This window comes from Micromonospora sp. BQ32, assembly GCF_059358895.1.
On record NZ_JCADBI010000012.1, the window covers coordinates 115,565 to 138,826 of the forward strand.

Here is a 23,262-nt window from a genome sequence, read left to right on the forward strand (position 1 = left end):
CTCCGCCGCAGGTCAAACCTCGGAGAAGAAGGTGAGTGAGCCGGCGACGGTGCCGTCGGTGAGCACCGGGGTGGAGATCGCGTCGACGGTCGCGTCGGAGCTGTTCGCCGAGGCGGCCTGCACCCGGAGCAGCCCACGGGCGAGTCGGCCGGAGGAGAGCGCCAGCAGGGGCGGGATCTTGTCGATCTCGGCTTCGGTCAGCTCGCCCCGGTTGGCGGTGAAGTCGAGCAGGCGGAGCCCGCCGTCGAGCAGCGGTCGCCCGATCAGCCCGTCCGGTTCACCGAGGCAGAGCAGCTCGCAGCCGGCCGTGGAGATCGCCACCACCCGGGTGTCGGCGTCGATCAGCAGACACGGCTCGTCGGCGCGGGAGACTGTCGACGACCATTGGCCGACGTTGTCGGACTCCGGCTCTGTCGAGGCCCGCGCCGCCGGCACGAACGCTTCCGAGAGCGAAAGTTCGACGTGGGCCACCGCGCCTCCTATGTGCACCGATCGACTGTCCACGCTAGCGGGTCGCCGACGGAATCACCGAGCGCACCGGGTCACCGGGCGCGCAGCATGAGCCGAGGCGACCGGTGACGGCGCGGAGACCGGTGAGGTGAACGGGGGGACCGGAGCCGCGTGGCGTCGCCGGTGACGTTACCGGCGGTGGGCCGGCTTGTCAGCGGCCGTTCGGCCCTCGTCGTACCACCGGTAGTCGGCCGTTGGACGGTACGTGCCGTTCAGCCAGGTGCCGGGGTGCTGTGCGACCCGGGAAAGCTTCTCGGCGGTGGCGGGGCTGATCCGGCTGCCACCGGCCACGAGCAACCGGTCCAGTTCCCGATGAGTGGCCATCAGACAGTCCTTCGGAAGGCCGTAGACGCTGATCACGCCGGAGCCGACGAAGGTCAGCACCGGCGTCACCGGAACGGGTAGCCCCACCGCGTCGGAGAGCGCCTTGCTGGCCCGCTTGGCGTCCCGGCGGGACTCCGCCACGTACGGGGGCCGCTTGCCATTGATCTGCACCACGTCTCCGGCGACGAGCACCCTGGCCCGGCCGTGGTCGGCGATGGTCACGGCGAAGAGGCCACTCGGCCCGATGGCGAGGAACCCGGCTCGGTCGTCCTGACCGCGGTCGAGGACGTCTGTCACGTCGGTGCGCGGCCACTCGATCACGTGCCAGGCGGGCCCGAGATGGTCGAGTTGGCCCAACGCCCGGGCCCCGGCCGCCTCCAGGCGGCGTGCACCCCGCTCGGCCCGACGGCGGCGGGCCCATTCGAGAGGTGTCGGACGGACCGGTTCGAGAACCCCCGGCGCCTCGACGCGGGGGTGTGGCACCGCGATGGGCGGCAGTGCCCGAGCGGACGGTACGGCTCGTCGTGCGGGAAAGACAGTCATCGCGACCTCCGGCAAAAGGTCCCTCGAAGTTATGTCCTCACTACCCTACGTTGCTACTACCGGTGTTCGGCAAGCCGGAGCGCCGGAGTGACTGTGGATGAATGCCATATTCATCCACAGTTCTTTTCTCGGATGCCGCTAAACCCTGCCCTACGCTGCGGGAGTGACCCACTACGTCGACAGTGAAGTCGGGCGGCTCGGCACCGTACTGCTGCACCGGCCCGGCCCCGAACTGGCCCGGCTCACCCCACGCAACAACGACTCGCTCCTGTTCGACGCGATCCCCTGGGTGGGGCGCGCCCAGGAGGAGCACGACGCGTTCGCCGCCGCCCTGCGCGAGCGTGGCGTCGAGGTGCTCTACCTGGCCACCCTGCTGGCCGAGACGCTCGCCGTCGCGGACGCCCGGGCCGAACTCACCGAGCAGGTGCTGCGCTCCCGACGGCTCGGTGACACCCTGCGCGCCCGCGTCGCCGACCACCTCTCCTACCTGGACCCGGCCGCCCTGGCCGACGTGCTCACCGCCGGGCTGGCCCACGAGGAGTTGCGGATCAGCTCGGAGCGACCGGGTGGACTGGTCTACACGCTGATGGACCGACACGACTTCGTCATCGATCCGTTGCCGAACCTCCTGTTCACCCGCGACTCGTCGCTGTGGATCGGCGACCGGGTCGGTGTCACCAGCCTGGCCATGCCCGCCCGCCGCCGCGAGACCACCCTGACCGACGCCATCTACCGCCACCACCCCCGGTTCGCCGGCACCGAGTTCGTCTACCGGCCCAGCCTTGAGCACCTGGAGGGCGGGGACGTGCTGCTGCTCGCCCCCGGGGTGCTGGCGGTCGGCGTGGGCGAGCGGACGACTCCGGCCGGTGCCGAACGCCTCGGCCGGCAGGTCTTCGCCGCCGGCCTGGCCCACACCATCCTGGTGGTGCCGATCGCCCAGAAACGCGCCACCATGCACCTGGACACCGTGTGCACGATGGTCGACGTGGACGCCGTGCTGATGTACCCCAACATCGCGAGCACGCTGTCCGCGTACACGGTGATCGCCGGCGGGGACGGCGAGGACCCGCGGGTGGACGGGCCGGCGCCGTTCCTGCGGGCCGCCGCCGACGCGATGGACCTCGACCTGCTCCGGGTCATCGACACCGGGCTGGACCCGGTCACCGCGGAACGCGAGCAGTGGGATGACGGCAACAACACCCTCGCGTTGGCCCCCCGGCTCTGCGTCGGCTACGAGCGCAACACCGAGACGAACGCGCAACTGGAGCGGGCCGGCATCGAGGTGATCCCGATCGCCGGCTCCGAGCTGGGCTCCGGCCGGGGCGGACCTCGCTGCATGTCCTGCCCGATCACCCGGGAGCCGCTACCCGTTGCCCGTTGAGGGCGGGACGGCGGCCGGCTCAGCGCAGGGTGAGCTGGCGACCGAGCAGCCCCTGCCGGGCCCGGCGGCCCGCGGCGTCGAGTGGGTCGGTGCTGGTGAGCGCCTCCGCGTACCGCTTGGCGAACTGCGCCACCGGCTCCTCCCACTCGGCCGCCGGGGTCTCCTCCGGCAGGTCCCAGACCGGCACGAGTCGACCGTGCGCGCGGAACATGCCGGCGAACTTGGTCTGCTCGCCGAGCGTCAGCGTGCCGGCCGCGCCGAGCCGGGCCAGCGCGTCGAGGGCGGCGTCCTCGTCGTCCGGCAGCACCCAACGCACGTGGGCCTTCTCCGGGACCTGACACCAGTAAGCGGCCTTCGCCGCGGTCAGCCGCACCGTCGGGTAGATGGCCGCGTTCGCCCGCTCCAGCGACGCCTGGACGGTCGGATCGTCGGCGGCCCCGGGGTCGAGCCAGAAGTCGAAACCGTCGTGCATGGTGATGTCCAGCGGGCCGTCCACGAGGACGTCCTGCAGCCGGGGCCCGGGGCCGGGCAGTGGCGGCACGGTCACCTGGCCACCCGGCTCGGCACGCAGCGCGCTGAGCAACGCGTCGGCCAGGTCCCGGGACACGTCACCGGACTGCTGGTGGCGCTGGAGACCGATCAGCACCCGGCCGTCCGGCTTGGTGATCGCCGGGGCGGCCATCGGCAGCACCGTGGCGAGCGTCGCCGTCCGCTCGCCGAACTCCTCGACGAGGGCGGGCGCCAGCCGCAGCGGGGCGGAGGCCGCGGGCACCAACTCGCGCAGCGCGATCCACTCGGATTCGTCGACCAGCCCGTCGAACGGGCGCGGCACGAAGACGTCCCGCACCTTGTCGCGGCGGGGGGTGGTGTCGGCGGCGGTGCGCTGGTTCTTTCGACGCTTACTCACGGCGTCACAGCCTAGAGCCCCGAGCGACTCGCCGTGGCCGGGACCCGCCCGAGCCGTCCTCAGCCCGCCCGCACCAGGTCGGGTCGGGGGGTCGGCACCGGGTCGAACTCCGCCCAGACCCGCTGGCCCATGCCGTCCTGCTCGACGCCCCAGCGGGTGGCCAGGCCGGCCACGATGTGCAGCCCGCGCCCGTCCGCCGCGTCCGGGCTGGCCGTCCGGAGCCGTGGCCCGGTGCTCGCGCTGCCGCCGTCGGTGACCCGCAGCTGGATCAGCGCGCCCTCGGCCGAGGGCCGCAACCGCCAGGCCACCCGGATCACGCCGCCGGGCAGCGGCCTGGCGTGCCGCACCGCGTTGCCCACCAGCTCCGCGAGCACCGCGATCAGGTCCGCGAGGAGCGTCGGGGGTACGACCTCCGCCAGCTCAGCGGCGAGCCGGTGTCGGGCCAGCCGTGCCCCGCCCGGGTGGTGGGGAACCACCACGCACCAGGCTCGATCCCTCGCTGCCGCTGCCGCTGCCACCGTCGCCTCCACGTCACGCCACCCCTGATCAACCGCGCGGTAGCCGCACCTCTGCGACCGTACCGCCGCCGGTCCTCGGACGTAGGGATACCCATCCATTCTGCTGTTCAACGATCCGGCGGACGAGATAGAGGCCGAGCCCGGCCCCCGGGTAGCCCCGACGGTCGCCGGACTCGCCCTGCCAGAACCGGTCGAACGCCCGTTCCACGTGCTCGGGTCGGATGCCGATGCCCTGGTCACTGACCCGGAACGCCACCAGTTGACCGTCACCGGAGGCGGTGATCTCGATCGGAGAATCCGGTGCCGAGTACTTACCGGCGTTGGTCGTCAACTCGGTCAGCACGGTGGCCAGGCTGGGTCGGTGACCGAGCGCCTTGGGCAGATCGCTCGGCAGGCGGAGCACCAGCCGGCGGCGTAGCTCCGCCGGCAGGTCCACGACGGCGGCGCGCAGCGCCTCGCCGAGGTCGAACGGGGTGGGCGGGTCGTCGCCCGGCCCCACCTCGGCAGCCGAGCTGAGCAGGCGGTCGACCAGCCGGGCCAGCTCGTTGGCGCGTTGCCCGATCACCCGGGCCGCCTGCCGTCGGTCGACGTCGGTCAGCGACTCCCAGTGGTCGGTGAGGGTGTCCGCGTACCCCTTGATGACGGTGACCGGGGTGCGCAGCTCGTGGCTGGTCACCGCGACGAACAGCTCCCGGTCGTGGTCGCGGCGCTGCTGGTCGGTGATGTCGCGGAAGGTGACCACCCGCAACGTGCCCGGGCCGGGCAGCTCGCCGGAGGTGATCCGCAGCCAGCGGCCGTCCGGCATCCGGTGGTCCCGAACCTGCCCGGAGGGCGGCAGCGGGAACGGCAACGGGCGGCTCAGCGCCTGCTCGACCGTCCGGCCGGTGACCTGGGCGGCGGCCGGGTTCCAGAGCCGGACGTGCCCGTCCCGGTCGACGACGGCCAGCCCGTCGGCGAGGGCCGCCACCACCGGGCCGTCGCCGTGCACCGGCAGGCCACTCTGGTCGCCGTACATGTGGCCGACGCAGGACGCGAGGTAGGCGACCACCCCCTGCTGCTCCGCGTCCGGCTCGTCATCGCCCGAGTAGAGCGCGTGCAGGCTGCCGACGGTGTGACCGCCGATCTCGGCCCGGGAGACCACCATCCGGCGCAGGCCGCTGCCGGCCAGTTCGCCGGCGAGCTTGCCGTTGAGGTCAGCCACCCGCGCCTGGCGTACCCGGGGCCCGGAGAGCAGGCAGACGGTGTCCGGGTCGTCGACCGCCAACGGTCGACCGAGGACCCATTCCGCCGCGCCGGTCGCGGCGATGACGCGCCCACCGGTCGGACCGAACTCGACGAAGGCCATCCCGGTCGCGCCGAGCGCCGGTTGGGCCACCCGCAGCAGTTGGGTGAGGACCGGCAGGCCCGCGTCCCCAGAATTGATCATCTCGATCACGACGGTGTGGCCGGCGATGAGAGCGGGGAAATCGATACGCTCCGGCATGTGCCGAGTCTGCCCCGCCGACCCGGTTTTGGGCACCCCCGCCCGGCCGATGGGGTCAGCGGTCCAACCGGGCGAGGGCGTACGCCGGTCGGTCGGTGATGATCCCGTCCACCCCGGCGGCCAGCACCAGCTCCAGGTCGGTCGGTTCGTTGACCGTCCAGACGTACACCTGGTTTCCGGCCGCGCGCAGTGCGGGCAGCAACTGCGGGCGGGCCCGGACCAGACCGATGCCCGGCCCGGCGATCCGGGTGCCGAACGGCAGCCGACCCAACCGCAACCAGCGCGGCAACACCTCCAGCAACAGCACCGTGGGCAGCGTCGGGGCCAGCTCGCGCACCCGACGGACCGCCAGCGGGGAGAACGACATGACGGTGACCTGCACCGGGTCGTCCGGCGCCGGGTCGGCCAGCCCGTACCGGCGCAGCAGACTGACCAGTCGCCGTTCCACGTTCGAGCCGTAGCGGGACGGGTGCTTCGTCTCGACCAGCAGCCGGACCGGCCGGCCGGCGGCGAGCACCGCGTCCAGGAGCCGGGCCAGGGTCAGCAGCCGGGTGTGTGACTCGTCCGGCGGCAGGTCGCCGGTCGGCGCGCTGCCCGGGTGCCACGAGCCGAAGTCCAGGGCGTCCAGCTCGGCGAGGGTACGCGCGCTGACCAGACCGCGACCGTTGCTGGTCCGGTCGAGTCGTCGGTCGTGCACACAGACCAGGTGCCCGTCCCGGGTCAGCCGGACGTCGCACTCCAGGCCGTCGGCGCCCTCGTCCAAGGCGCGCAGGTACGCGGCGAGGGTGTGCTCGGGTAGGTCGAACGAGGCGCCGCGGTGCGCGAAGACCAGTGGCCCGCCCATTGCGCCGGCCTCAGATGACCTGGCCGGGCTGCCCGTTCGCGTCGACCACCGGTCGGCCGACCGCAGCCCACTGGCGCATCCCGCCGTCGGCGTTGCGCACCTGCTCCCAGCCGTTGTTGATCAGGTAGGCGACGACCTGGGCGGAGCGCCCGCCGGAACGGCAGATGACCGCCACCTCCCGGTCGGTGGGCACCTCGGCCAGCCGGGCCGGCAGCTCCATCATCGGCAGGTGGTGGGCGGTGGGCGCGTGGCCGGCCGCCCACTCGTCGTCCTCCCGCACATCCAGCAGGTAGGTCTCGTCGGCGATCTCGGTCACGGGCACGGTGGGAACCTGGGGTCCGAACACAGGAAGCAACACTAGATCCTCGTGGCCCGGTTCGGCACCGACCGGGCCGTCGGCACTGTCACAACCGGGTCACCCAGCGCGGGTTGGCCTGCGCCCAGGCCGGCACCCGCGTGCCGCGAAGCGCCTCGAAGAGTCCGTTGCCCCCGTTGTCCAGCACCACGTACGAGACCTCGTCGATGGTCTGCGGTGAGGAGGGCACCTGGACGCCGCGCATCCCGTCGGGCGGCAGCGCGCGCAGCGCGAGCAGCAGGTCCTCCAGGGGTACGCCGTTGGTGTCGACGGTCAACGAGCCGCCGACCGCCCGGAGCACCTGGTCCAGTTTGACGGGGTTGTTCCGCAGGTCCGCCCTGCCGGCGCTGTCCAGCATCGCCCGGAGCAGTTGCTGCTGGTGATGCTGCCGGTCGTAGTCACCGCCGGGCAGGTCGTAGCGCTGGCGGACGTAGTCCAGCGCCTGGGCCCCGTCCATCTGCTGGCAGCCGGTGGGGAAGACCCGGTTGGTGTGGATCGAGCGGACCTCGGTGTCCACGCACATCTCCACCCCGCCGAGCAGGTCGATGACCTTCCGGAAGCCGGAGAAGTCGATCAGTGCGGCGCCGTCGAACCGGATCCCGGTGAGTCGGTTCAGGGTGGCGGAGAGCAGTTGGGCGCCGGCCTGCCCGCCGCCGCCGTGCTCGTACGCCGCATTGATCTTGTCTTGGCCGCCGCCGAAGCCGTTCGCGGGTGGGATGGCGACCAGCAGGTCCCGCGGGATGGAGACGAGGTACGCCTCCCGCTGCCCGGCGGGAACGTGCACGATGAGGATGGTGTCCGAGCGTTGGTCCGGGCCGCTGTCGCCCGGGCGTCGGTCCGAGCCGACCAGGAGGTAGTTGAGCGGCCCGTCCAGATCGGTGCGGTCGGTGCGGGCGTCGGGGTCGAGCAGTTGTTCCTTGGTCACCGTGCGGTCGTACCGGTGGCTGAGCATCTTGAGCCCGGCCACGGCGAGCCCCGCCAGGAGGACGAGGGCCAGGCCGACGGCGAGCAGGATCCGCGACCCACGGGCCCGAGGCGACCGGGCGGGCGGGGCCGCTCCGGCCCGGCCCGCTGCGTTCCGTCCCCACCTGGACGTGACCGCCTCCCCGCAGCCGATACGTGAAACCTGCTCACGTCAGGCTACGGGCGGTGACGAGGCCGTCGCTGGCTTTCCGCGACTACCGGCCCTACTTGCGGGTGGAGATCACCTCGGGGTGGGTGAAGACGAACTCGGCGAGTTTGTCCTGCTTGACCGCCCGGAACATCGCCATCGTCTCTTCGTTCAAGCCCTCGGTGTTGTTGCCGTTGGCGTTGAAGGTGCCGTTGTTGGTCTTGAGCATGGTCAGTTCGTTGCCGGTGACCCCGCGCATGGTGAAGATGAAGTCCTCGATCGGCACGCCGCCGGTGTCCAGCACGAACGCCTTGCCCGCCGCCTTGATCAACTGATTCATCTTGGCCGGGTTGGTCAACATCCCGCCCTCGGTGGCCTTCTTGGCCATCGCCTTGATCAGCTGCTGCTGGTTCGCCTGCCGGTCGTAGTCGCCGTTACGAAGGGACTTGCGCTGGCGGGAGTAGTCGAGCGCGGCCCAACCCTCCATCTCCTTGCAGCCCTTCTTGTGCACCACCGGGGTCCGCGGCTTGCCGGTCTTCTTGGCGTCCGCGTTCCACATCGGCTTGCCGTCGACGTACGACATGTGCAGCGATTCGACCTCCTGGCTCACACAGATCCGCACCGTGCCCAGGGCGTCGATGACGTTCTTGAAGCCACCGAAGTTGATGATCGCCGCGCCGTCGAAGCTGATCCCGGTGAGCCGCTTGATCGTCTGGGCCATCAGCTGGGCGCCGCCCTCCCAGCCGCCACCGTTCGCGGCACCAGCCTGGAACGCGGCATTGATCTTCCCGCTGCCGCCGCCGTAGCCGCTCTTCTCGAACGCCGGGATCTGCGCCTCGGTGTCCCGGGGGATCGAGATCAGGTACGCCTGGTCGTGCGTGGCCGGAATGTGCAGGATGATGATGCTGTCCGAGCGGACGTCGTCGGCGGCCCAACGCTCCCGCGCGTCCACGCCGAGCAGCAGCATGTCGATCGGGCCGTCCAGGCTCGCACCGCCCTCGGCGTCGGACTTGCCGGCCTCACCCAGCAGGTTGCCCTTCGCGATGCCGCCGGTCGCCTGCCCGATCAGCGCCTTGCTGCCGACGATGGCCACCCCGCTGGTCAGCATCAGCACGGCACCGAAGATCACGGTCAGCCTGGCCCAGAGCGGGTCCTTGCGCTTCGTCCGCTTCTTCGACCCACCGCCGCCCGCGCGGTCGCCACCGCCACCACCGCCGCTGCCGGGCGGGCGCGAGCCCGGCCCGCCGCCCGAGGGACGTGCCTGCGCTGGTATGGCCGCGGCGACTCGACCGCTGGGGGCGGCGGACCCGGAGGAAGAAGGGCGACGACTGGCCTGAACCGGCATTCGTGCTCCAGCTCGTGATCAGGAGGGGGCGGCACCACTGTACGTACATCAAATCGACTTGGCGAGTTCATCCCGGGTCAATCCGGACGTCGAATTTCGCAGACTCAGTCGATCGTCGCCGCTCGATGACCCGAACGGCTGGTGCCCGCCGGGCCGCGGTCAGCCCCCGTCGTTGCTCTTCGGCGGGTTCGCCTTGACCCAGTCGGCCATCGTGCCCGCCGACATGGCCTGGTACATGGCGAGCGCCTTCTCCCGGTCCGACACCACCACCGACTCGCCGTTGATCGTCTCGCTGCCCGAGTTCGGGCTGGTCACAAAGGTGAGGTTCTGGCCGCGCAGGTTACGGAACTGCAGCGCCATGTCTGTAACCGAGAAACTCTGGTCGACGGTTACGGCCGCGGTCACCGACTTGAGGAAATCGTTGAGCTTCTTCGGGTTCGCCAGTGTGCCGGTGCTGGCCGCCTTGTCCATCAACGCCCGGAGGAACTCCTGCTGGTGCCGCATCCGGGCGAAGTCCCCGTCCGGGAACTGCTTGCGCTGCCGGATCCAGTCCAACGCCTCCGCGCCGTCCATGTGGTTGGTGCCCTTGGTGAACGTCCGGTACGGCTTGTGGATCGAGGTGACGGTTCGCTCCACCTTCAGGTCCACCCCACCGAGGGCGTCGGTGACCTCCTTGAAACCGCCGAAGTCGATCGCCATCACATGGTCGATCCGAACGTCGGTGAAGCACTCCACGGTGCGTACCGCCAGCGGCAACCCACCGAACGCGAACGCCGCGTTGATCTTCGCGCGCGAGCCCGAGCCGCAGTCCGCGCCGGCGCTCTCCGGGATCGGCACGTACAGGTCCCGGGGGATGGAGACCAGGTAGGCCTCCTGATGGTCGGCCGGGATGTGCATGACGATGATCGTGTCGGCGCGCCACTGACTCTTGGTGTCGACCGGCGCGTCCGGGTCGCGCGAGTCGCTGCCGACCAGCAGGATGTTCAGCGCGCCATCGACGGTCTTCGCGGGCCGACCGCCGGTGATCTCCGCGAACGGGTCGGTGCGGGCCAGGTCACTGTTGAGGTTGCGGGCGTACAGCCAGGCGCCGACGCTGCCGAGCAGCGCCAGCACCAGCACCGCGATCCCGGCCACGAGGGCGATCCGACCCCAGCGCGGTCGCGGGCCACGCCGCCCCGGCCCACCGGGACCGCCGGGACCGCCGGGCCCGGTGGGCCCCGCCGGGCCGCCGGAGCGAGGCTGCTCCTCGTCGTACGACGGGTAGAAGCGCGCCTCGGTCGGACGGGCACGCCCGGAGGCGCCCCGGTCGGGGCCGGGCACCGACGCGCGCCCGGCGCTGCGGTGCAGGTACGGATGCGGGACGTCGGCAGACGAGGTCGCGGACATGTAACTCAGGGTACGTAGCGGAAGCCACCGCCGCCTTCAGGCGACACTCAGCGGCAGGCGTACGCGTGGATCCGGTTACCCTAGCCGCGTCCGGAAGTACTCGATCGTGCGTCGCAGGCCATCTTCGGGCGCGACCGACGGCTCGTATCCGAGCAGTTCACGAGCGAGGGTGAGATCCGGCCGGCGCATCTCCGGATCGTCCGAGCTGCGGGTGACATAGGTCACCTTCGAGGTGCTGTCGGAGAGCGACACGATCAACTCGGCGAGTTGCCGCATGGTCAGCTCGTGCTCGGTGCCGCAGTTGACCGGGCCGGTCTCGGTCGAGTCGAGCAGCAGCAGGATGCCGCGCACCAGGTCCTCGACGAAGCAGATGGACCGGGTCTGGTTGCCCGTGCCGTGCACGGTGATCGGCTCGCCGCGCAGCGCCTGGGAGATGAAGGTGGGGATGGCGCGGCCGTCGTCCGGGCGCATCCGCGGGCCGTACGTGTTGAAGATCCGGACGATCGCCGCGTCGAGCCCGCGGTAGCGGTGGTACGCCATCGTCGCGGCCTCGGAGAAGCGCTTGGCCTCGTCGTAGACGCTGCGGATCCCGATCGGGTTGACGTTGCCCCAGTAGGTCTCCCGCTGCGGGTGCTCCTTCGGGTCCCCGTACGCCTCGGAGGTGGAGGCCATCAGGAACCGGGCGCCGTCGGCGACCGCGCGCTCCAGCAGGTGCAGGGTGCCCACCGAGCCGACCCGGAGGATCTCGACCGGCAGTTGGGCGAAGTCGGTGGGGCTGGCCGGAGAGGCCATGTGCAGGATCGCGTCGAACCGCTCGGCCAGCGCCGGGTGAGTCGGCAGGCCGTCGGAGATGTCTGCCTCGACGAGGGTGAAGGTCGGTCGATCCAACAGGTGGGCGACGTTCTCCTTGGAGCCGGTCACGAAGTTGTCCAGCACCACCACCGTGCAACCTCGGACGATCAGGGCGTCCACCAGGTGCGACGGGACAAAGCCAGCTCCGCCGGTGACGAGGACGCGGTGACCGGAACCAAAGCGCTCAGCAACCTTCATGGCGCTCAGCCTACCGAGCCCCGAAATCGCGGAAGGGTCCCCTGCTGACGTCGCGCGTCAACAGGGGACCCTCCGACAGATGCCGCGGTCAGTGGGCGCCGGCGCCGGTGAGGGCGCGCACCTCCAGCTCCGCGTACTTCTCCTCGTCGTGCTCCTTGGAGATGACAGTGCCGATCCACCCACAGAGGAAACCGAACGGGATGGAGAGGATGCCCGGGTTGGACAGCGGGAACCACTGCCAGTCGTGGTTCGGGAACATCGAGGTCGCCGCACCGGAGACCACCGGCGAGAAGAACACCAGCAGTACGGCCGAGAGCAGCCCGCCGTAGATCGCCCACACCGCGCCGGAGGTGTTGAACCGCCGCCAGAAGAGGCTGTAGAGGATCGCCGGCAGGTTGCCCGAGGCGGCGACCGCGAAGGCCAGCGCCACCAGGAACGCCACGTTGAGGTTCTGTGCGTAGATCGACAGGGCGATCGACACCGCGCCGATCACCAGGGCGGAGATCCGGGCGACCCGCACCTCCTGCCGCTCCGACGCCTCACCCTTCTTCAGCACGTTCGCGTAGAAGTCGTGCGCGAGGCTGGACGACGAGGCCAGCGTCAACCCGGCGACCACCGCGAGGATGGTGGCGAAGGCGACCGCCGCGATGATCGCCAGCAGGGCTGCCCCGCCCAGTTCACCGCCGAAGAAGTCGATGCCGAGCGCTTCGGCCAGCTGCGGCGCGGCGGTGTTGCCGGCCTTGTCCTGTGCAGTGATCGCCTGGCTGCCGACCAGCGCCGCCGCACCGAAGCCGAGGGCCAGGGTGAGCAGGTAGAAGGTGCCGATGATGCCGATCGCCCAGAGCACGCTCTTGCGGGCCGCCTTCGCGGTCGGCACCGTGTAGAAGCGGATCAGGATGTGCGGCAGACCGGCGGTGCCGAGCACCAGGGCGATGCCCAGGGACAGCAGGTCGACCTTGTTGTAGAAGGTCTGCGTCGAGTTGCCGGCCACCTCGACGCCGTACCGCAACCCGGGTTCGAGGAACGCGCTGCCCTTGCCGGAGGCGGCGGCCGCCTGGCCGAGCAGCTCCGACAGGTTGAAGTTGAACTTCGCCAGCACCAGGATGGTCATCAGCAGCGCGCCACCCATGAGCAGGAACGCCTTGACGATCTGCACGTAGGTGGTGCCCTTCATGCCACCCACGGTCACGTAGATGATCATCAGCGTGCCGACCATGATGATGGTGGCCACCTTCGCGGTGTCCGCGTCCATGCCGAGGAAGGTCGTCCCCGGCCGGATGCCGAGCAGCAGCGCGACCAGCGCGCCTGCGCCCACCATCTGGGCGAGCAGGTAGAAGATCGACACCGTGATGGTGGAGACCGCCGCCGCCGTACGCACCGGACGCTGACGCATCCGGAAGGCCAGCACGTCCGCCATCGTGTACCGGCCCGAGTTCCGCAGCAGCTCCGCGACCAGCAGCAGAGCCACCAGCCAGGCGACCAGGAAGCCGATCGAGTAGAGGAAGCCGTCGTAGCCGTACAGCGCGATGATGCCGGCGATGCCCAGGAACGAGGCGGCCGACATGTAGTCGCCGCCGATCGCCATGCCGTTCTGGAAGCCGGAGAAGGACCGGCCGCCCGCGTAGAAGTCGGTCGCCGTCTTGGTCTGCCGGCTGGCCCAGATGGTGATGCCCAGGGTCACCGCCACGAAGACCAGGAAGAGCGTGATGGTCAGGTTGCGGGCGGTGTGATTGCCCGCCTCAGCCGCGAGGAACGTCTCAACCGCGAGGACCTTGCTCATGGGTCACCTCCCCGATCTCGGCGCGGATCCGGTCCGCGATGGGGTCGATCTTCCGGTCCGCGTACCGGGAGTAGAGCCAGGCGATCAGGAACGTGGAGACGAACTGGAGCAGGCCGAAGACCAGCGCGACGTTGATGTTGCTGCCGAACAGCTTCGTGCCCATGAAGTCCCGGGCGTACGCGGAGAGAATGACGTAAAGCGCATACCACAGGAAGAAAGCGACGGTCATCGGGAAGACGAAGCCGCGCAGCGCACGCCGCAGCCCGGCGAACTCGTCCGACCGTTGTACGGCCAGGTACTTGTCCGACTGGGAAGCGGCCGGAGCGGGTGTGTCCGTGGACATCTGTGGATCACCACCTTCACAGGCGTCAGAGGAGTTTCGCGCACGGTAAAGAGCGCACTCCCCGGCAGGGAAGGCTGAGATCGACGCCGGTCGGCGAGTGCGCCGAGCGGTTGGCTGGCTGCGCCAAGTGACTCAGGTCACTGCGGTGATCGGTCGCCCCCGGCGCGGCGTCCGTTCAGGCCGGCAGCTCGTGATAGCGACCGCGGTAGTGCAGCAGCGGAGCAGCCTCCTCGGCCAGGTCGACCGCCTCGATCGTGGCCTCGACCAGCAGGCCCCAGCCGTACTCCCGGGCGGTGTCCAGCCGGCACCCGGCCCAGCCGCCGGCGTCCGCCGGGACCGGCCCGTACGGCGTCTCGACCCACGCGCCGGTGGCGAAGAGCCCGCCCGGTGCGGGGAAGAGGCCGGCGAACCGGTCGGCGAGTTGCCGGTGTGGTGGGCCGAGCGGCGTGACCGCGAACCGACCCGCCTCCTCGACGGCCGCCCAGAGGTCGGACTCCGCGTCGATCAGCCCGAGCAGCCGGTCCGGTTCCCCCTCGGCCACCAGTGTGGACGAGACGGTCAGCCCGGCCGGGCCGGGCGCCGTCCAGAGGGTCACCGGTGCGGCGAGGCGACCACGCAGCCGGCGTACCGGCGACCGCTGCCCGGTCGGCACCGCGAACGGATCGGTGTGGTGGATCTCGGCACCCGGCTCATGATTCACGTGAAACATTGTGACCCGCCCCGCCCGTCGCCCGTACCCGACTGGCGAAGGACCGAATCAGGGCGGCGACCTCGTCCGGTCGGGTGTCGAGCACGAAATGCCCGCCGTCGAGCAGGTGCACCTCCGCCCCCGGCACGTCGGAGCGGTACGCCTCGGGTTCGGTGACCTCGAACGAGGTGTCGTGCCGGCCCCAGACCACCAACAGCGGTGGCTGGGTTCGGCGCAACCAGTCCTGCCAGGTCGGGTACGAGGCGACGTTGGTCCGGTAGTCGTACTGGAGGTCCAGTTGACGCTCGATCTCCCCGGGGCGACTGAGGAAGGCGTGCTCGTCGACCCACAGGTCGGGGTCGTACCGCTCCGGGTCCGGATCGTTGCCGACGTGCCGGGTCCGGATCGCCGCCATCGAGAGGATGTTCTCCCGGACCGCCGCCTCGTGCGCGGCCCGGTCCTGCCAGAAGGCCCGGCGGGTGCCCCAGAGCGGGCCCAGCCCGGTGTCGTGGGCCACCGCGTTCTGCACGATGAGACCGCGCAGGCGACCCGGATCGGCGAGCGCCATCCGGAACCCCACCGGCCCGCCGTAGTCCTGCACGTAGAGCAGGTAGTGCTCCGCGCCGACGGCGGCGGCGAAACTCGCCATCGTCTCGGCGATCCGGTCGAAGGTGTACGGGCTCCGCGGATCCGGAGCGGCACTGTGCCCGAAGCCGGGGTAGTCCGGCGCGATCAGCCGGAACTGGTCGGCGAGCCGATCGAACAGCGGCTCGAACATGCGCGACGAGGACGGGAAACCGTGCAGAAGCAGCAGCACGGGCGTGTCCGACGCCCCCGCCTCCCGGTAGAAGATCGAAAGCCCGTCGACGACGATGCTGCGGTAGCGCGTGTGCGAGCCCATGCCGACTGCCCCCTCGTCCCGACTGCTCGCACCATAACGAGGGACGGCCGCCCCCGACCGGGGTTCGGCCGGACGGAACGGCCGTGCTCAGCGGCGCGGTGTGACGGTGGCCAGCAGCTCCGGCTGGCGCCGGTCCAGCACGTCTCCGGCCAGGTACGCGCCCAGCAGCGCCGCGCCCAGCCCGTACGCGACGCCGACCGGCAGGGCCAGCCAGAGCCACGCGTCACCGAGCAGCGCGGCGGCCACCACCATGGGCACCGCGGCGACCACCGAGGCGAGCATGGCCAGCAGGGTGAGCAGCCCCTTCGCCAGGCCCGCACCGCTGTTCATGGCGAACGGGTTGCTCGTCTCCGGCAGCGAGTACGCCCCGAGCACCGAGACCAGGCTGTTCACCGCCAGCCCGGCACCGTAGGTGGCGACCAGGCCGCCGATGGTGAGCCCGATCCAGCCCGGTCGGCCGAGCAGAAACGACAACACCACCGCGACGACACCCAGCATCGGCAGCACGTACAGCGAGAAAGCCGTCATCCGGGCCCGCAACTCGACCCGGCCGGGCACCCCGGCCACCACGTTCGCCGCGTACGCGCTGCCGTCGAAGCCGAACTGGTTGGCCAGGGTGACGGCGGCGAGCACACCCACGAGGACCATGGAGATGGTGACCACGACCGGTGAGCTGTCGCTGGCCGCCGCCGTCAACCCGGCGCCGTCCTCGAACGCGAAGTCCCCGCCCGTAACGTTGATCAACACCGGCACGAAGATGCCGACCACCGCGATCGTGATCAGGTTGGCCCGGCGGCGCGCGTCCCGCCACCAGTAACGGGCCTCCCGGGCGACCAGGGCACCGAACCGGTCCCGGCCGGCCCAGGTGGCGACCCGGGGAAACAGTTGGGCGACCGCGCCGCCGGTGACCCCGCGCCGCACCGGGGCCTTACCGGCGCTCGCCGCACCCACCATGGCCGACTCGAGCGACCGGGACCACCAGGCCAGCAGGGCACCGAGCGCCACCAGCGTGATCAGCAACTTGACCGGCGCCGCCCACACCCGCCCCTGGGCCACGTCGACGCCGACGGTCCACGGTGCGCCCAACGGCGTCCAACCGATCACCGTCGCCACACCGGTCAACCGGGTCCAGTCCGCCTCCCGCAGCGCGGCCAGGCCGAAGACCTGCAACGGGCCGAGCAACGCGGCGATCACCGCCAGCAGCACGGCCGCCAGGTCGCGGACCCGTCGGGACCGCAACATGCTGGCGAAGGCGCTGGTCACCGCCCGGCTGGCGGCCACACAGAGCAGCAGCCCGGCGAACACACCCAGGGCGGCGACCAACCCCGCCGACCAACCACCCAACGACCAGGCGGTCAGCACCAACCCGGACGACGCGATCAGCACCGCCAACGCCGGCACGCTGATCAGAGCCGCCACGAACAGGCCGGTCACCAACGTGCGCCGGGGCAGCGGCAGCAGCGCGAACCGGGCCGGGTCCAGTGTCTCGTCCACACCGAAGAAGACCAGTGGCAGGAACAGCCAACCGAGCACCAGCAGCCCGCCGCCCGCCGCCGCGATCAGCACCGCGTACCGACCGTTGCCGGTCAGGCCCGGCGCGGCGAAGAGGAAGAACCCGCCGGCGGCGAACCAGAGCCCGAGCAGCGCGCCGCCGACGAACATGGCGATCCGCCAGCCCTGGCCCCGAAAGTTGTTGCCCATCACCCGCAGCTTCAGCCGCACGAAGTGTCGAGCGGAGACCGGGCGTACGGGCGCGGCGGGCGTGGCGTCCGCGCTCACCGGGAGAGCCACGACAGCTCCTCGCCGGTCGCGGTGCGCCCGCCGACTACCTCGACGAAGACCTGCTCCAACGAGCGACCGCCACGGACCTCGTCGATGGCCCCGACCCGCTTGATGGTGCCGCCGGCCAGGATCGCCACGTGCGAGCAGAGCCGCTCGACGACCTCCATCACGTGACTGGAGAACACCACAGTGCCGCCGCCGGCCGCGTACCGGGTGAGGATGTCCCGGATCAGCGCGGCGGAGACCGGGTCGACCGCCTCGAACGGCTCGTCCAACACCAACACCCGAGGGCCGTGCAGCAGCGCGCAGGCCAGGCCGATCTTCTTCTTCATGCCCGCCGAGTAGTCCACCACCAGCGTCCGACCGGCGTCGCCGAGCGCCAGCACGTCCAGCAGCTCGGCCGCCCGCTGGTCGACCACCGCCGGGTCCATCCCGCGCAACAACCCGTTGTACGCCAGCAGCTCCGCCCCGGTCAGCCGGTCGAACAGCCGGACCCCGTCGGGCATCACGCCGAGCAGCCGCTTCGCGGTGACCGGGTCCTGCCAGACGTCGTGCCCGAGCACCCAGGCCGAGCCGGCGTCCGGTCGCAACAGCCCGACCGCCATCGACAGGGTGGTCGTCTTGCCGGCGCCGTTCGGGCCGAGCAGGCCATAGAAGGAGCCGGCGGGGACGTCCAGGTCGACGCCGGCCACCGCGATCGTGCCGTCGAACCGCTTGGCCAGGCCACGCAGTGCGAGCGCGGGGTGCTCAACAGTCATGCGCCGACGTTATCCGTCGATCGCCAGTTCCGCCGTCCGGCGACGGGCGGACCCGCGATCATCCCGGAGGCGGACGGCTGCCAGCCGCCGGGGCGCTGGCGATCATGGTGGAAGGCGTCGCGGCAGCTGCGCTCACTGCATGCGGAGGGCTTCCGGAGTGTGCAGGCGGAGCATGGTGGCGGCGACGTCAGCCGGGGCTCGGCGGCGGGTTGCCATCGACACGGCGACCATCACGGTGAAGGCCAGCGGCACCGTCCAGGCGGCCGGCTGCGCGATGAGCGTGGCCGGCCAGCCGGACAGCGGTGGACCGAGCACGGTGACCAGCACCGCGCCGATCGCCGCGCCGCCGCCGACCACCACGCCGGCGGTGGCGCCCACGTCGGTCAGCCCACGCCACCAGATGCCGAGCACCAGCAGCGGGCAGAAGCTCGATGCGGCGACCGCGAACGCCAGTCCGACGACCTGCGACACGTTCAGCCCGGAGACGTGCAGCGCCAGCACCGCCGGCACCCCACCGGCGATGACGGTGGCCAGCCGGAATCCGCGTACCGAGCCCCGACCGAGCACGTCCGTCGAGATCACCCCGGCGACGCTGGTCAGCAGCCCGGACGAGGTGGAGAGGAAGGCCGCGAACGCGCCCGCGGCGACCAGCGCGGCGAGCAGCCGCCCGACCGTCCCGTCGCCCAGGGTCGCGCCGGGTAGCAGCACCACCACCGCGTCGGTCTGGCCGCTGAGCAGCAGTTGCGGGGTGTAGATCCGGCCGAGGACCCCGTACAGGGTGGGCAGCAGGTAGAACGCGCCGACCAACGCGAGCACGACCAGGGTGGTCCGGCGGGCCGCCGCGCCGTCGGGATTGGTGTAGAAGCGCACCAGCACGTGCGGCAGGCCCATGGTGCCCAGGAAGGTGGCCAGGATCAGCGAGTACGTGGCGAACAGGCCCCGGTCGTCGTCACCGGCGGCGCTGGGCAGCAACCAGTCGTTGGCGTCGTTGGCCACCCCGGACACGTCCGGCACCGGATCACCGGCCGCGAAGGTCAGCTCGTCGCCGGGGCGTACCTCTCGGATCTCACCGTCGGGCAGGGTGAGGGTCGCGCGGTGCTCGACCACGACGGTGGTCGCGGCCCGGAACGTCGGCCCGTCGGGTGGGGTCACCGCCGGGCGGCCGTCGGCCTGCCACTGCAGGGCCAGGAAGACCACCGGTACGGCGAGAGCGGTCAGTTTGAGCCAGTACTGGAACGCCTGCACGAAGGTGATCGCGCGCATCCCGCCCAGCGCCACGTTCGCGGTGACCACCGCGGCCACCAGCAGCGCACCGAGGGGATAGGGGGAGCCGGCCACCGTGGCCAGGGTCAGCCCTGCGCCCTGGAGTTGCGGCACCAGGTACAGCCAACCAATGAAGATCACGAAGGTGGTGGCCAGGATGCGGAGTCGACGCGATCCCAGCCGCAGCTCGCAGAAGTCGGGCAGGGTGAACGCCCCGGAGCGGCGCAGCGGCGCAGCCACGAAGAGCAGCAGGGCCAGGTAGCCGGCCGCGAACCCGACCGGGTACCAGAGCACGTCCACGCCGTACTTGAGGACCAGCCCCGCGATGCCGAGGAAGCTCGCCGCCGACAGGTACTCACCGCCGATGGCGGCGGCGTTCCAGGTCGGACTGATCGCCCGGGACGCCACCAGGAAGTCGGACGTGGTCCGGGCCAACCGCAGCCCGTAGAAGCCGATCCCGACGGTGACCAGGGTGACCGCCACGATGGCCGGGACCACGAAGTCGTTGCCCACCTCAGCGCTCCGGCCGTTGTACCAGGTCGGTGAAGTCCTGTTCGTTGCGCTCGGCCAACCGCACGTACGCCCAGCCCACCGCGATCAGGAACGGGAAGGAGGCCACCCCGAGCAGCAGCCACGGCAGGTTGACACCGGCGACGGTGGTCCGGCCGAGCGAGGGCGCGATAGCGAACAGCCAGGGCAGCCCGCCCAACCCGATGGCCACCACCAGGGACAGCCGCAGCGCCAGCGCGAGTTGGGCCCGGACCAGGCCGCGGACCAGCGCCTCGCCGACCTGGGTCTGCTGGGCCAGCTCGGCGCGGGTCCGCTCGGCGCGGGTGTCCTGCCGGGTGATCTCGGCCAGCACGATCCGGGACCGCCGGGGCGGCGGTACCGCACCGCTCGACCCCACGTCGGGGAGTTGCTTGGCCACCCCGGCAGTCTCGCCCGCCGTGCCGGATTGTCAAGCAGGGATGTCCGCAGCGTCGCGCACAGCGGTGGGTGGTGTTGTGCATAACCTGTGGACAACGACTCACGCCTGTGGATAACCCACTGACGACGCAGGCTGGCCTGTGGGAACTGCTGAGGATCGTTGTGGACAACGACCCTGACCGTGTTGGTGAACGGCGTGGGCGGTTACCGCGAGGAGGTCGTTCTGCCGGTGGGCGAGGTCTACCGCACCGAGCAGCCGTTCCCCCTCGCCCTGCCGCTGTCCGACATCCTCTGACCCGGCGGTCACTCCAGGCCGATGCGCTCCGGGCGGGCCGAGGCGGAGCCGAGCCAGGTGTGCGGGTTGCCGTACCAGCACCAGCCCAGCTTGGGCGCGCCCTGGCTGATCCAGAGCGCCGGCACCCGCTTGTCGCCGCAGCGGGAGCCGACCAGCGAGAAGCACCGGTTGCTGGCCAGCGCGGCGGGGTGCAGCGTGACGAAGGCGAGACCCTCGTCGATGGTGAGCGGCAATCGGCCCTGGGCGGTGATCCCCTCCATGGCGGTGGCCGGGGCCAGGTTGCGGAACTCCTCGCCCCGGTCGACGTCGAAGAGCAGGTAGGCCGGCCCGGCCGGCACCTCCAACTCCTTGATCGGGTCGAAGCGGGGCAGGTCGTCCTCGGCGTAGTTCCGGTCGACGACGCCGGGCTTGCGCTTGCCGGCGAGGGTGGTCAGCCCCACCCGTTCCGGTACGCCGATCAGGTCCCGGGTGATGACGAGCAGGAACGGCGTTCGGGCGTCGGTGGGAGCGGGCAGCCCGGTGGTGCCGTCGACCGCGCTGGCCCGCAGCGGCGCGACCAGGTCGCGGAAGGCGCTCTCGGTCAGCCCGGCGAGGGTGGGGTAGCCGAGCTGCACCAGTCGGTCGAGTTGGCGGTCGAACTCGGTTTCGGCGTTGAACGGGGTCACGGTCACAGCGGGCCTCCCGGAAGTCGTACGGACTAGCGTACAACGTACGGTAGGAGCGCTTTCATTCCCGGGTCAGCGACTCCAATCCTGCTTCGCGGCCCTGACCAGCTTGTCCTTCAGCTCCCGGGTGTGCCGCCGGCTCACCGGCAGCTCGGTGGAATCGATCACCACCACGTAGCCGGAGTTGACCAGCCGCAACTCCGCGATCAACTTCAACTGCACCAGGTACGACCGGTGCACCCGGACAAAACCGGCATCGGCCCAGCGCTCCGCGAGCGTGGCCAGCGAGACCCGCACCAGGTGCGACCCCTCCGCGGTGTGCAACCGGGCGTAGTCGCCCTGCGCCTCCACCCACCGCACCGCCGAACGGGGCAGCATCCGGGTGGTGCCGGCCAACTCGATGGGGATGGTCGGGTCCTCCTCCGCGCGGGCCAGCGCCGCCGGGTGCGACGGCACCACCCGCGAGCCGATCACCCGACGCAGCGACTCGGCCAACCGATCGGCCCGAACCGGTTTCCGCACGTAGTCGGTGGCACCCAGGTCGAAGGCGTCCACCGCGCCGTCGTCGTACGCGGTGACGAACACGATCGCCGGTGGTCGGGCGAAGCGGCGCAGCACCCGGGCCAACTCCATGCCGTCCAGGCCGGGCATCCGGATGTCCAGGAAGACGACGTCCACGTCGCCGTCGCGCAGCAGCCGCAGCGCCTCGGTGGCATCCCCGGCCGTGTGCAGCCGGGCCACCCGGGGGTCGGCCCGCAGGTGGTACGCCAGCTCGTCGAGCGCGGGCGGCTCGTCGTCCACCGCGAGGACGCGCAGGAAGCCGGACGCGTTCACCGCACCCGTCCCGGTGCGCTCGCTCACGACCCTGCCCGCACGCCGGGGTGGAACTTCGGCACCCGCATGCTCACCTTCGTGCCCGAGCCCAGCCCGGTCTCCACGACCAGGCCGAAGCGGTCGCCGAAGACCGAGCGCAGCCGCTCGTCGACGTTGGAGAGGCCGACGTGCTGGCCCGTGTCGTCACCCGGGTCGCCGGTGCCGCGGGCCAGCTCGGCGATGCCGGCGGTCAGCGTGGTCGGATCCATTCCCACTCCGTCGTCCTCCACCGTGATGTGGCATTCGGCGCCCGCGTCCCGGGCCTCGATGCTCACCATGCCCGTGCCCGGCTTGCGGGACAACCCGTGGCGAACCGCGTTCTCCACCAACGGCTGGAGGCAGAGGAACGGCAGCGTCACCGGCAGCACCTCCGGGGCGATCTGCAACCGCACCTGCAACCGGTCACCGAACCGGGCCCGCTCGATGGTCAGGTAGCGGTCGATCGACCGCAGCTCCTCGGCCAGCGTGGTGAACTCCCCGTGCGCCCGGAAGGAGTACCGGGTGAACTCCGCGAACTCCAGGATCAGCTCCCGGGCCCGCTCCGGGTCGGTGCGCACGAACGAGCCGATCGCGGTCAGCGCGTTGTAGATGAAGTGCGGGCTGATCTGTGCCCGCAACGCACGGATCTCGGCGCGGGCCAACCGCTCCCGCGACGAGTCCAGCTCGGCCAGGGCGAGCTGGTTGCCGGCCCAGTGCGCCGTCTCCAGGGTGGCCTGCACCAACCCCGGAGGCGGTGGGCTGTCGGCGACCGCCACCAGCGCGCCCACCACCCGGCCGTCCGCCGCCAGCAACGGTGCGACCACCGCCCCGCGGATCGGGCAGTCGACCCGGTCGCAGTGCAGTTCCTGCTCACCCAGCACCGTCGAGCGGCCGGTGTCCACCGTCCGCTGGGCCGCCGCGAGCAGTTGCTCCCCGTGGTGCGTGCCGCGCCCGTCGAGGGCCAGCAACCGGTCGGCGTCGGTGAGCGCCAGCCCGACCGCGCCCACCAGAGCCCGCAGATGACGTACGGCCTTCGCCGCGCCCGCCTCGCTCAACCCCGCCCGCAGCGGCTCGGCGGCCAGGCCGGCGGTGTGCAGCACCTCGTAGGTGGCCCGCTGGGTGGCGGTGGCGATGCCGCGGCGGGCCCGCAGCCGCAGCACCGCCAACAGGGCTGCGGTCAGCGCGGTGACGAGTGAGACGACGCCGACCACGGCGGAGAGGTTGGCAGCCACGCAGCGATCCTCGCCCCTG

General features: G+C 71.3%; 22 protein-coding genes and 1 pseudogene. 1 reads left to right on the forward strand and 22 read right to left on the reverse strand.

Features of this window, described 5'->3' with window-relative positions; genetic code table 11:
- Window positions 1-12 precede the first annotated feature (12 nt).
- Together AC5L30_RS22205 and AC5L30_RS22210 are read right to left on the reverse strand one after the other, a co-directional pair.
- Complete coding sequence (locus tag AC5L30_RS22205; protein ID WP_387175126.1) at window positions 13-471, reverse strand: hypothetical protein; 459 nt, start codon at window positions 469-471, stop codon at window positions 13-15.
- Window positions 472-639: 168 nt separating this feature from the next.
- A complete protein-coding gene (locus AC5L30_RS22210) occupies window positions 640-1,377 on the reverse strand; it encodes a hypothetical protein (RefSeq protein ID WP_494869552.1) in 738 nt (245 codons plus the stop codon).
- Window positions 1,378-1,540: 163 nt separating this feature from the next.
- Here AC5L30_RS22210 and AC5L30_RS22215 point away from each other — a divergent pair, with 163 nt between their 5' ends.
- Complete coding sequence (locus tag AC5L30_RS22215; protein WP_494869554.1) at window positions 1,541-2,758, forward strand: arginine deiminase; 1,218 nt, start codon at window positions 1,541-1,543, stop codon at window positions 2,756-2,758.
- A gap of 19 nt (window positions 2,759-2,777) precedes the next feature.
- Here AC5L30_RS22215 and AC5L30_RS22220 read toward each other — a convergent pair whose 3' ends face one another.
- From AC5L30_RS22220 to AC5L30_RS22315, 20 genes and pseudogenes are all read right to left on the reverse strand, one after another.
- A complete protein-coding gene (locus AC5L30_RS22220; RefSeq protein ID WP_494869556.1) occupies window positions 2,778-3,665 on the reverse strand; it encodes a DUF5926 family protein in 888 nt (295 codons plus the stop codon).
- 59 nt (window positions 3,666-3,724) lie between these two features.
- The gene (locus AC5L30_RS22225; RefSeq protein WP_494869558.1) at window positions 3,725-4,144 is read right to left on the reverse strand and encodes an ATP-binding protein; all 420 of its coding nucleotides are present in this window, start codon (window positions 4,142-4,144) and stop codon (window positions 3,725-3,727) included.
- Window positions 4,145-4,211: 67 nt separating this feature from the next.
- Complete coding sequence (locus AC5L30_RS22230; protein ID WP_494869559.1) at window positions 4,212-5,666, reverse strand: PAS domain-containing sensor histidine kinase; 1,455 nt, start codon at window positions 5,664-5,666, stop codon at window positions 4,212-4,214.
- 55 nt (window positions 5,667-5,721) lie between these two features.
- On the reverse strand, window positions 5,722-6,510 hold the full coding sequence (locus AC5L30_RS22235) for a glycerophosphodiester phosphodiesterase (protein ID WP_494869561.1): 789 nt from the start codon (window positions 6,508-6,510) through the stop codon (window positions 5,722-5,724).
- A 10-nt stretch (window positions 6,511-6,520) separates the two neighbouring features.
- Window positions 6,521-6,856 carry a rhodanese-like domain-containing protein gene (locus AC5L30_RS22240; protein ID WP_494869563.1) on the reverse strand — a complete coding sequence of 112 codons (336 nt, stop codon included), beginning with the start codon at window positions 6,854-6,856 and terminating at the stop codon, window positions 6,521-6,523.
- Between the two features lie 58 nt (window positions 6,857-6,914).
- The gene (locus tag AC5L30_RS22245; RefSeq protein WP_494869565.1) at window positions 6,915-7,832 is read right to left on the reverse strand and encodes an LCP family protein; all 918 of its coding nucleotides are present in this window, start codon (window positions 7,830-7,832) and stop codon (window positions 6,915-6,917) included.
- 220 nt (window positions 7,833-8,052) lie between these two features.
- Entirely contained in the window at window positions 8,053-9,321 is a 1,269-nt protein-coding gene (locus AC5L30_RS22250; protein WP_494869567.1) for an LCP family protein, read from the reverse strand.
- Between the two features lie 159 nt (window positions 9,322-9,480).
- Window positions 9,481-10,707 carry an LCP family protein gene (locus AC5L30_RS22255; protein ID WP_494869568.1) on the reverse strand — a complete coding sequence of 409 codons (1,227 nt, stop codon included), beginning with the start codon at window positions 10,705-10,707 and terminating at the stop codon, window positions 9,481-9,483.
- Between the two features lie 75 nt (window positions 10,708-10,782).
- Window positions 10,783-11,757 (reverse strand): NAD-dependent epimerase/dehydratase family protein, encoded by a 975-nt coding sequence (locus AC5L30_RS22260; RefSeq protein WP_494869570.1) that lies wholly within the window; start codon window positions 11,755-11,757, stop codon window positions 10,783-10,785.
- Between the two features lie 88 nt (window positions 11,758-11,845).
- Entirely contained in the window at window positions 11,846-13,537 is a 1,692-nt protein-coding gene (locus tag AC5L30_RS22265) for a monocarboxylic acid transporter (protein ID WP_494869572.1), read from the reverse strand.
- On the reverse strand, window positions 13,515-13,880 hold the full coding sequence (locus AC5L30_RS22270; RefSeq protein ID WP_124853905.1) for a DUF485 domain-containing protein: 366 nt from the start codon (window positions 13,878-13,880) through the stop codon (window positions 13,515-13,517). The genes AC5L30_RS22265 and AC5L30_RS22270 overlap by 23 nt, the downstream gene beginning before the upstream one ends.
- A 175-nt stretch (window positions 13,881-14,055) precedes the next feature.
- Window positions 14,056-14,607 (reverse strand): annotated as a pseudogene (locus tag AC5L30_RS22275) (flavin reductase family protein); the annotation flags it as partial.
- Window positions 14,570-15,469 (reverse strand): alpha/beta fold hydrolase, encoded by a 900-nt coding sequence (locus AC5L30_RS22280; RefSeq protein ID WP_494869573.1) that lies wholly within the window; start codon window positions 15,467-15,469, stop codon window positions 14,570-14,572. The gene AC5L30_RS22280 and the pseudogene AC5L30_RS22275, both read right to left, overlap by 38 nt.
- Window positions 15,470-15,556: 87 nt before the next feature.
- Window positions 15,557-17,260 carry an ABC transporter permease gene (locus AC5L30_RS22285; protein WP_494869575.1) on the reverse strand — a complete coding sequence of 568 codons (1,704 nt, stop codon included), beginning with the start codon at window positions 17,258-17,260 and terminating at the stop codon, window positions 15,557-15,559.
- A complete protein-coding gene (locus tag AC5L30_RS22290) occupies window positions 17,245-18,009 on the reverse strand; it encodes an ABC transporter ATP-binding protein (protein ID WP_494869577.1) in 765 nt (254 codons plus the stop codon). The genes AC5L30_RS22285 and AC5L30_RS22290 overlap by 16 nt, the downstream gene beginning before the upstream one ends.
- 132 nt (window positions 18,010-18,141) lie before the next feature.
- Window positions 18,142-19,785, reverse strand: a complete 1,644-nt coding sequence (locus AC5L30_RS22295) for a sodium/solute symporter (protein WP_494869579.1) — start codon at window positions 19,783-19,785, stop codon at window positions 18,142-18,144.
- A gap of 1 nt (window position 19,786) precedes the next feature.
- Window positions 19,787-20,200, reverse strand: a complete 414-nt coding sequence (locus AC5L30_RS22300) for a DUF485 domain-containing protein (RefSeq protein ID WP_328651696.1) — start codon at window positions 20,198-20,200, stop codon at window positions 19,787-19,789.
- A gap of 302 nt (window positions 20,201-20,502) precedes the next feature.
- The gene (locus AC5L30_RS22305) at window positions 20,503-21,165 is read right to left on the reverse strand and encodes a DUF5701 family protein (RefSeq protein WP_494869580.1); all 663 of its coding nucleotides are present in this window, start codon (window positions 21,163-21,165) and stop codon (window positions 20,503-20,505) included.
- Between the two features lie 66 nt (window positions 21,166-21,231).
- Window positions 21,232-21,993: a LytR/AlgR family response regulator transcription factor gene (locus AC5L30_RS22310; RefSeq protein WP_088950711.1), complete on the reverse strand. Its 762-nt coding sequence runs from the start codon at window positions 21,991-21,993 to the stop codon at window positions 21,232-21,234.
- Window positions 21,994-22,016: 23 nt separating this feature from the next.
- Window positions 22,017-23,243 carry a sensor histidine kinase gene (locus AC5L30_RS22315; protein WP_494869581.1) on the reverse strand — a complete coding sequence of 409 codons (1,227 nt, stop codon included), beginning with the start codon at window positions 23,241-23,243 and terminating at the stop codon, window positions 22,017-22,019.
- Window positions 23,244-23,262: the final 19 nt, after the last annotated feature.

Bases quoted from the DNA above. Each gene is read 5' to 3' on its own strand.
- AC5L30_RS22255 (WP_494869568.1), bottom strand. From the start codon at position 10,707: ATGTCCGCGACCTCGTCTGCCGACGTCCCGCATCCGTACCTGCACCGC.
- AC5L30_RS22270 (WP_124853905.1), bottom strand. From the start codon at position 13,880: ATGTCCACGGACACACCCGCTCCGGCCGCTTCCCAGTCGGACAAGTAC.
- AC5L30_RS22235 (WP_494869561.1), bottom strand. From the start codon at position 6,510: ATGGGCGGGCCACTGGTCTTCGCGCACCGCGGCGCCTCGTTCGACCTA.
- AC5L30_RS22265 (WP_494869572.1), bottom strand. From the start codon at position 13,537: ATGAGCAAGGTCCTCGCGGTTGAGACGTTCCTCGCGGCTGAGGCGGGC.
- AC5L30_RS22280 (WP_494869573.1), bottom strand. From the start codon at position 15,469: ATGGGCTCGCACACGCGCTACCGCAGCATCGTCGTCGACGGGCTTTCG.
- AC5L30_RS22290 (WP_494869577.1), bottom strand. From the start codon at position 18,009: ATGACTGTTGAGCACCCCGCGCTCGCACTGCGTGGCCTGGCCAAGCGG.
- AC5L30_RS22260 (WP_494869570.1), bottom strand. From the start codon at position 11,757: ATGAAGGTTGCTGAGCGCTTTGGTTCCGGTCACCGCGTCCTCGTCACC.
- AC5L30_RS22230 (WP_494869559.1), bottom strand. From the start codon at position 5,666: ATGCCGGAGCGTATCGATTTCCCCGCTCTCATCGCCGGCCACACCGTC.
- AC5L30_RS22210 (WP_494869552.1), bottom strand. From the start codon at position 1,377: ATGACTGTCTTTCCCGCACGACGAGCCGTACCGTCCGCTCGGGCACTG.
- AC5L30_RS22250 (WP_494869567.1), bottom strand. From the start codon at position 9,321: ATGCCGGTTCAGGCCAGTCGTCGCCCTTCTTCCTCCGGGTCCGCCGCC.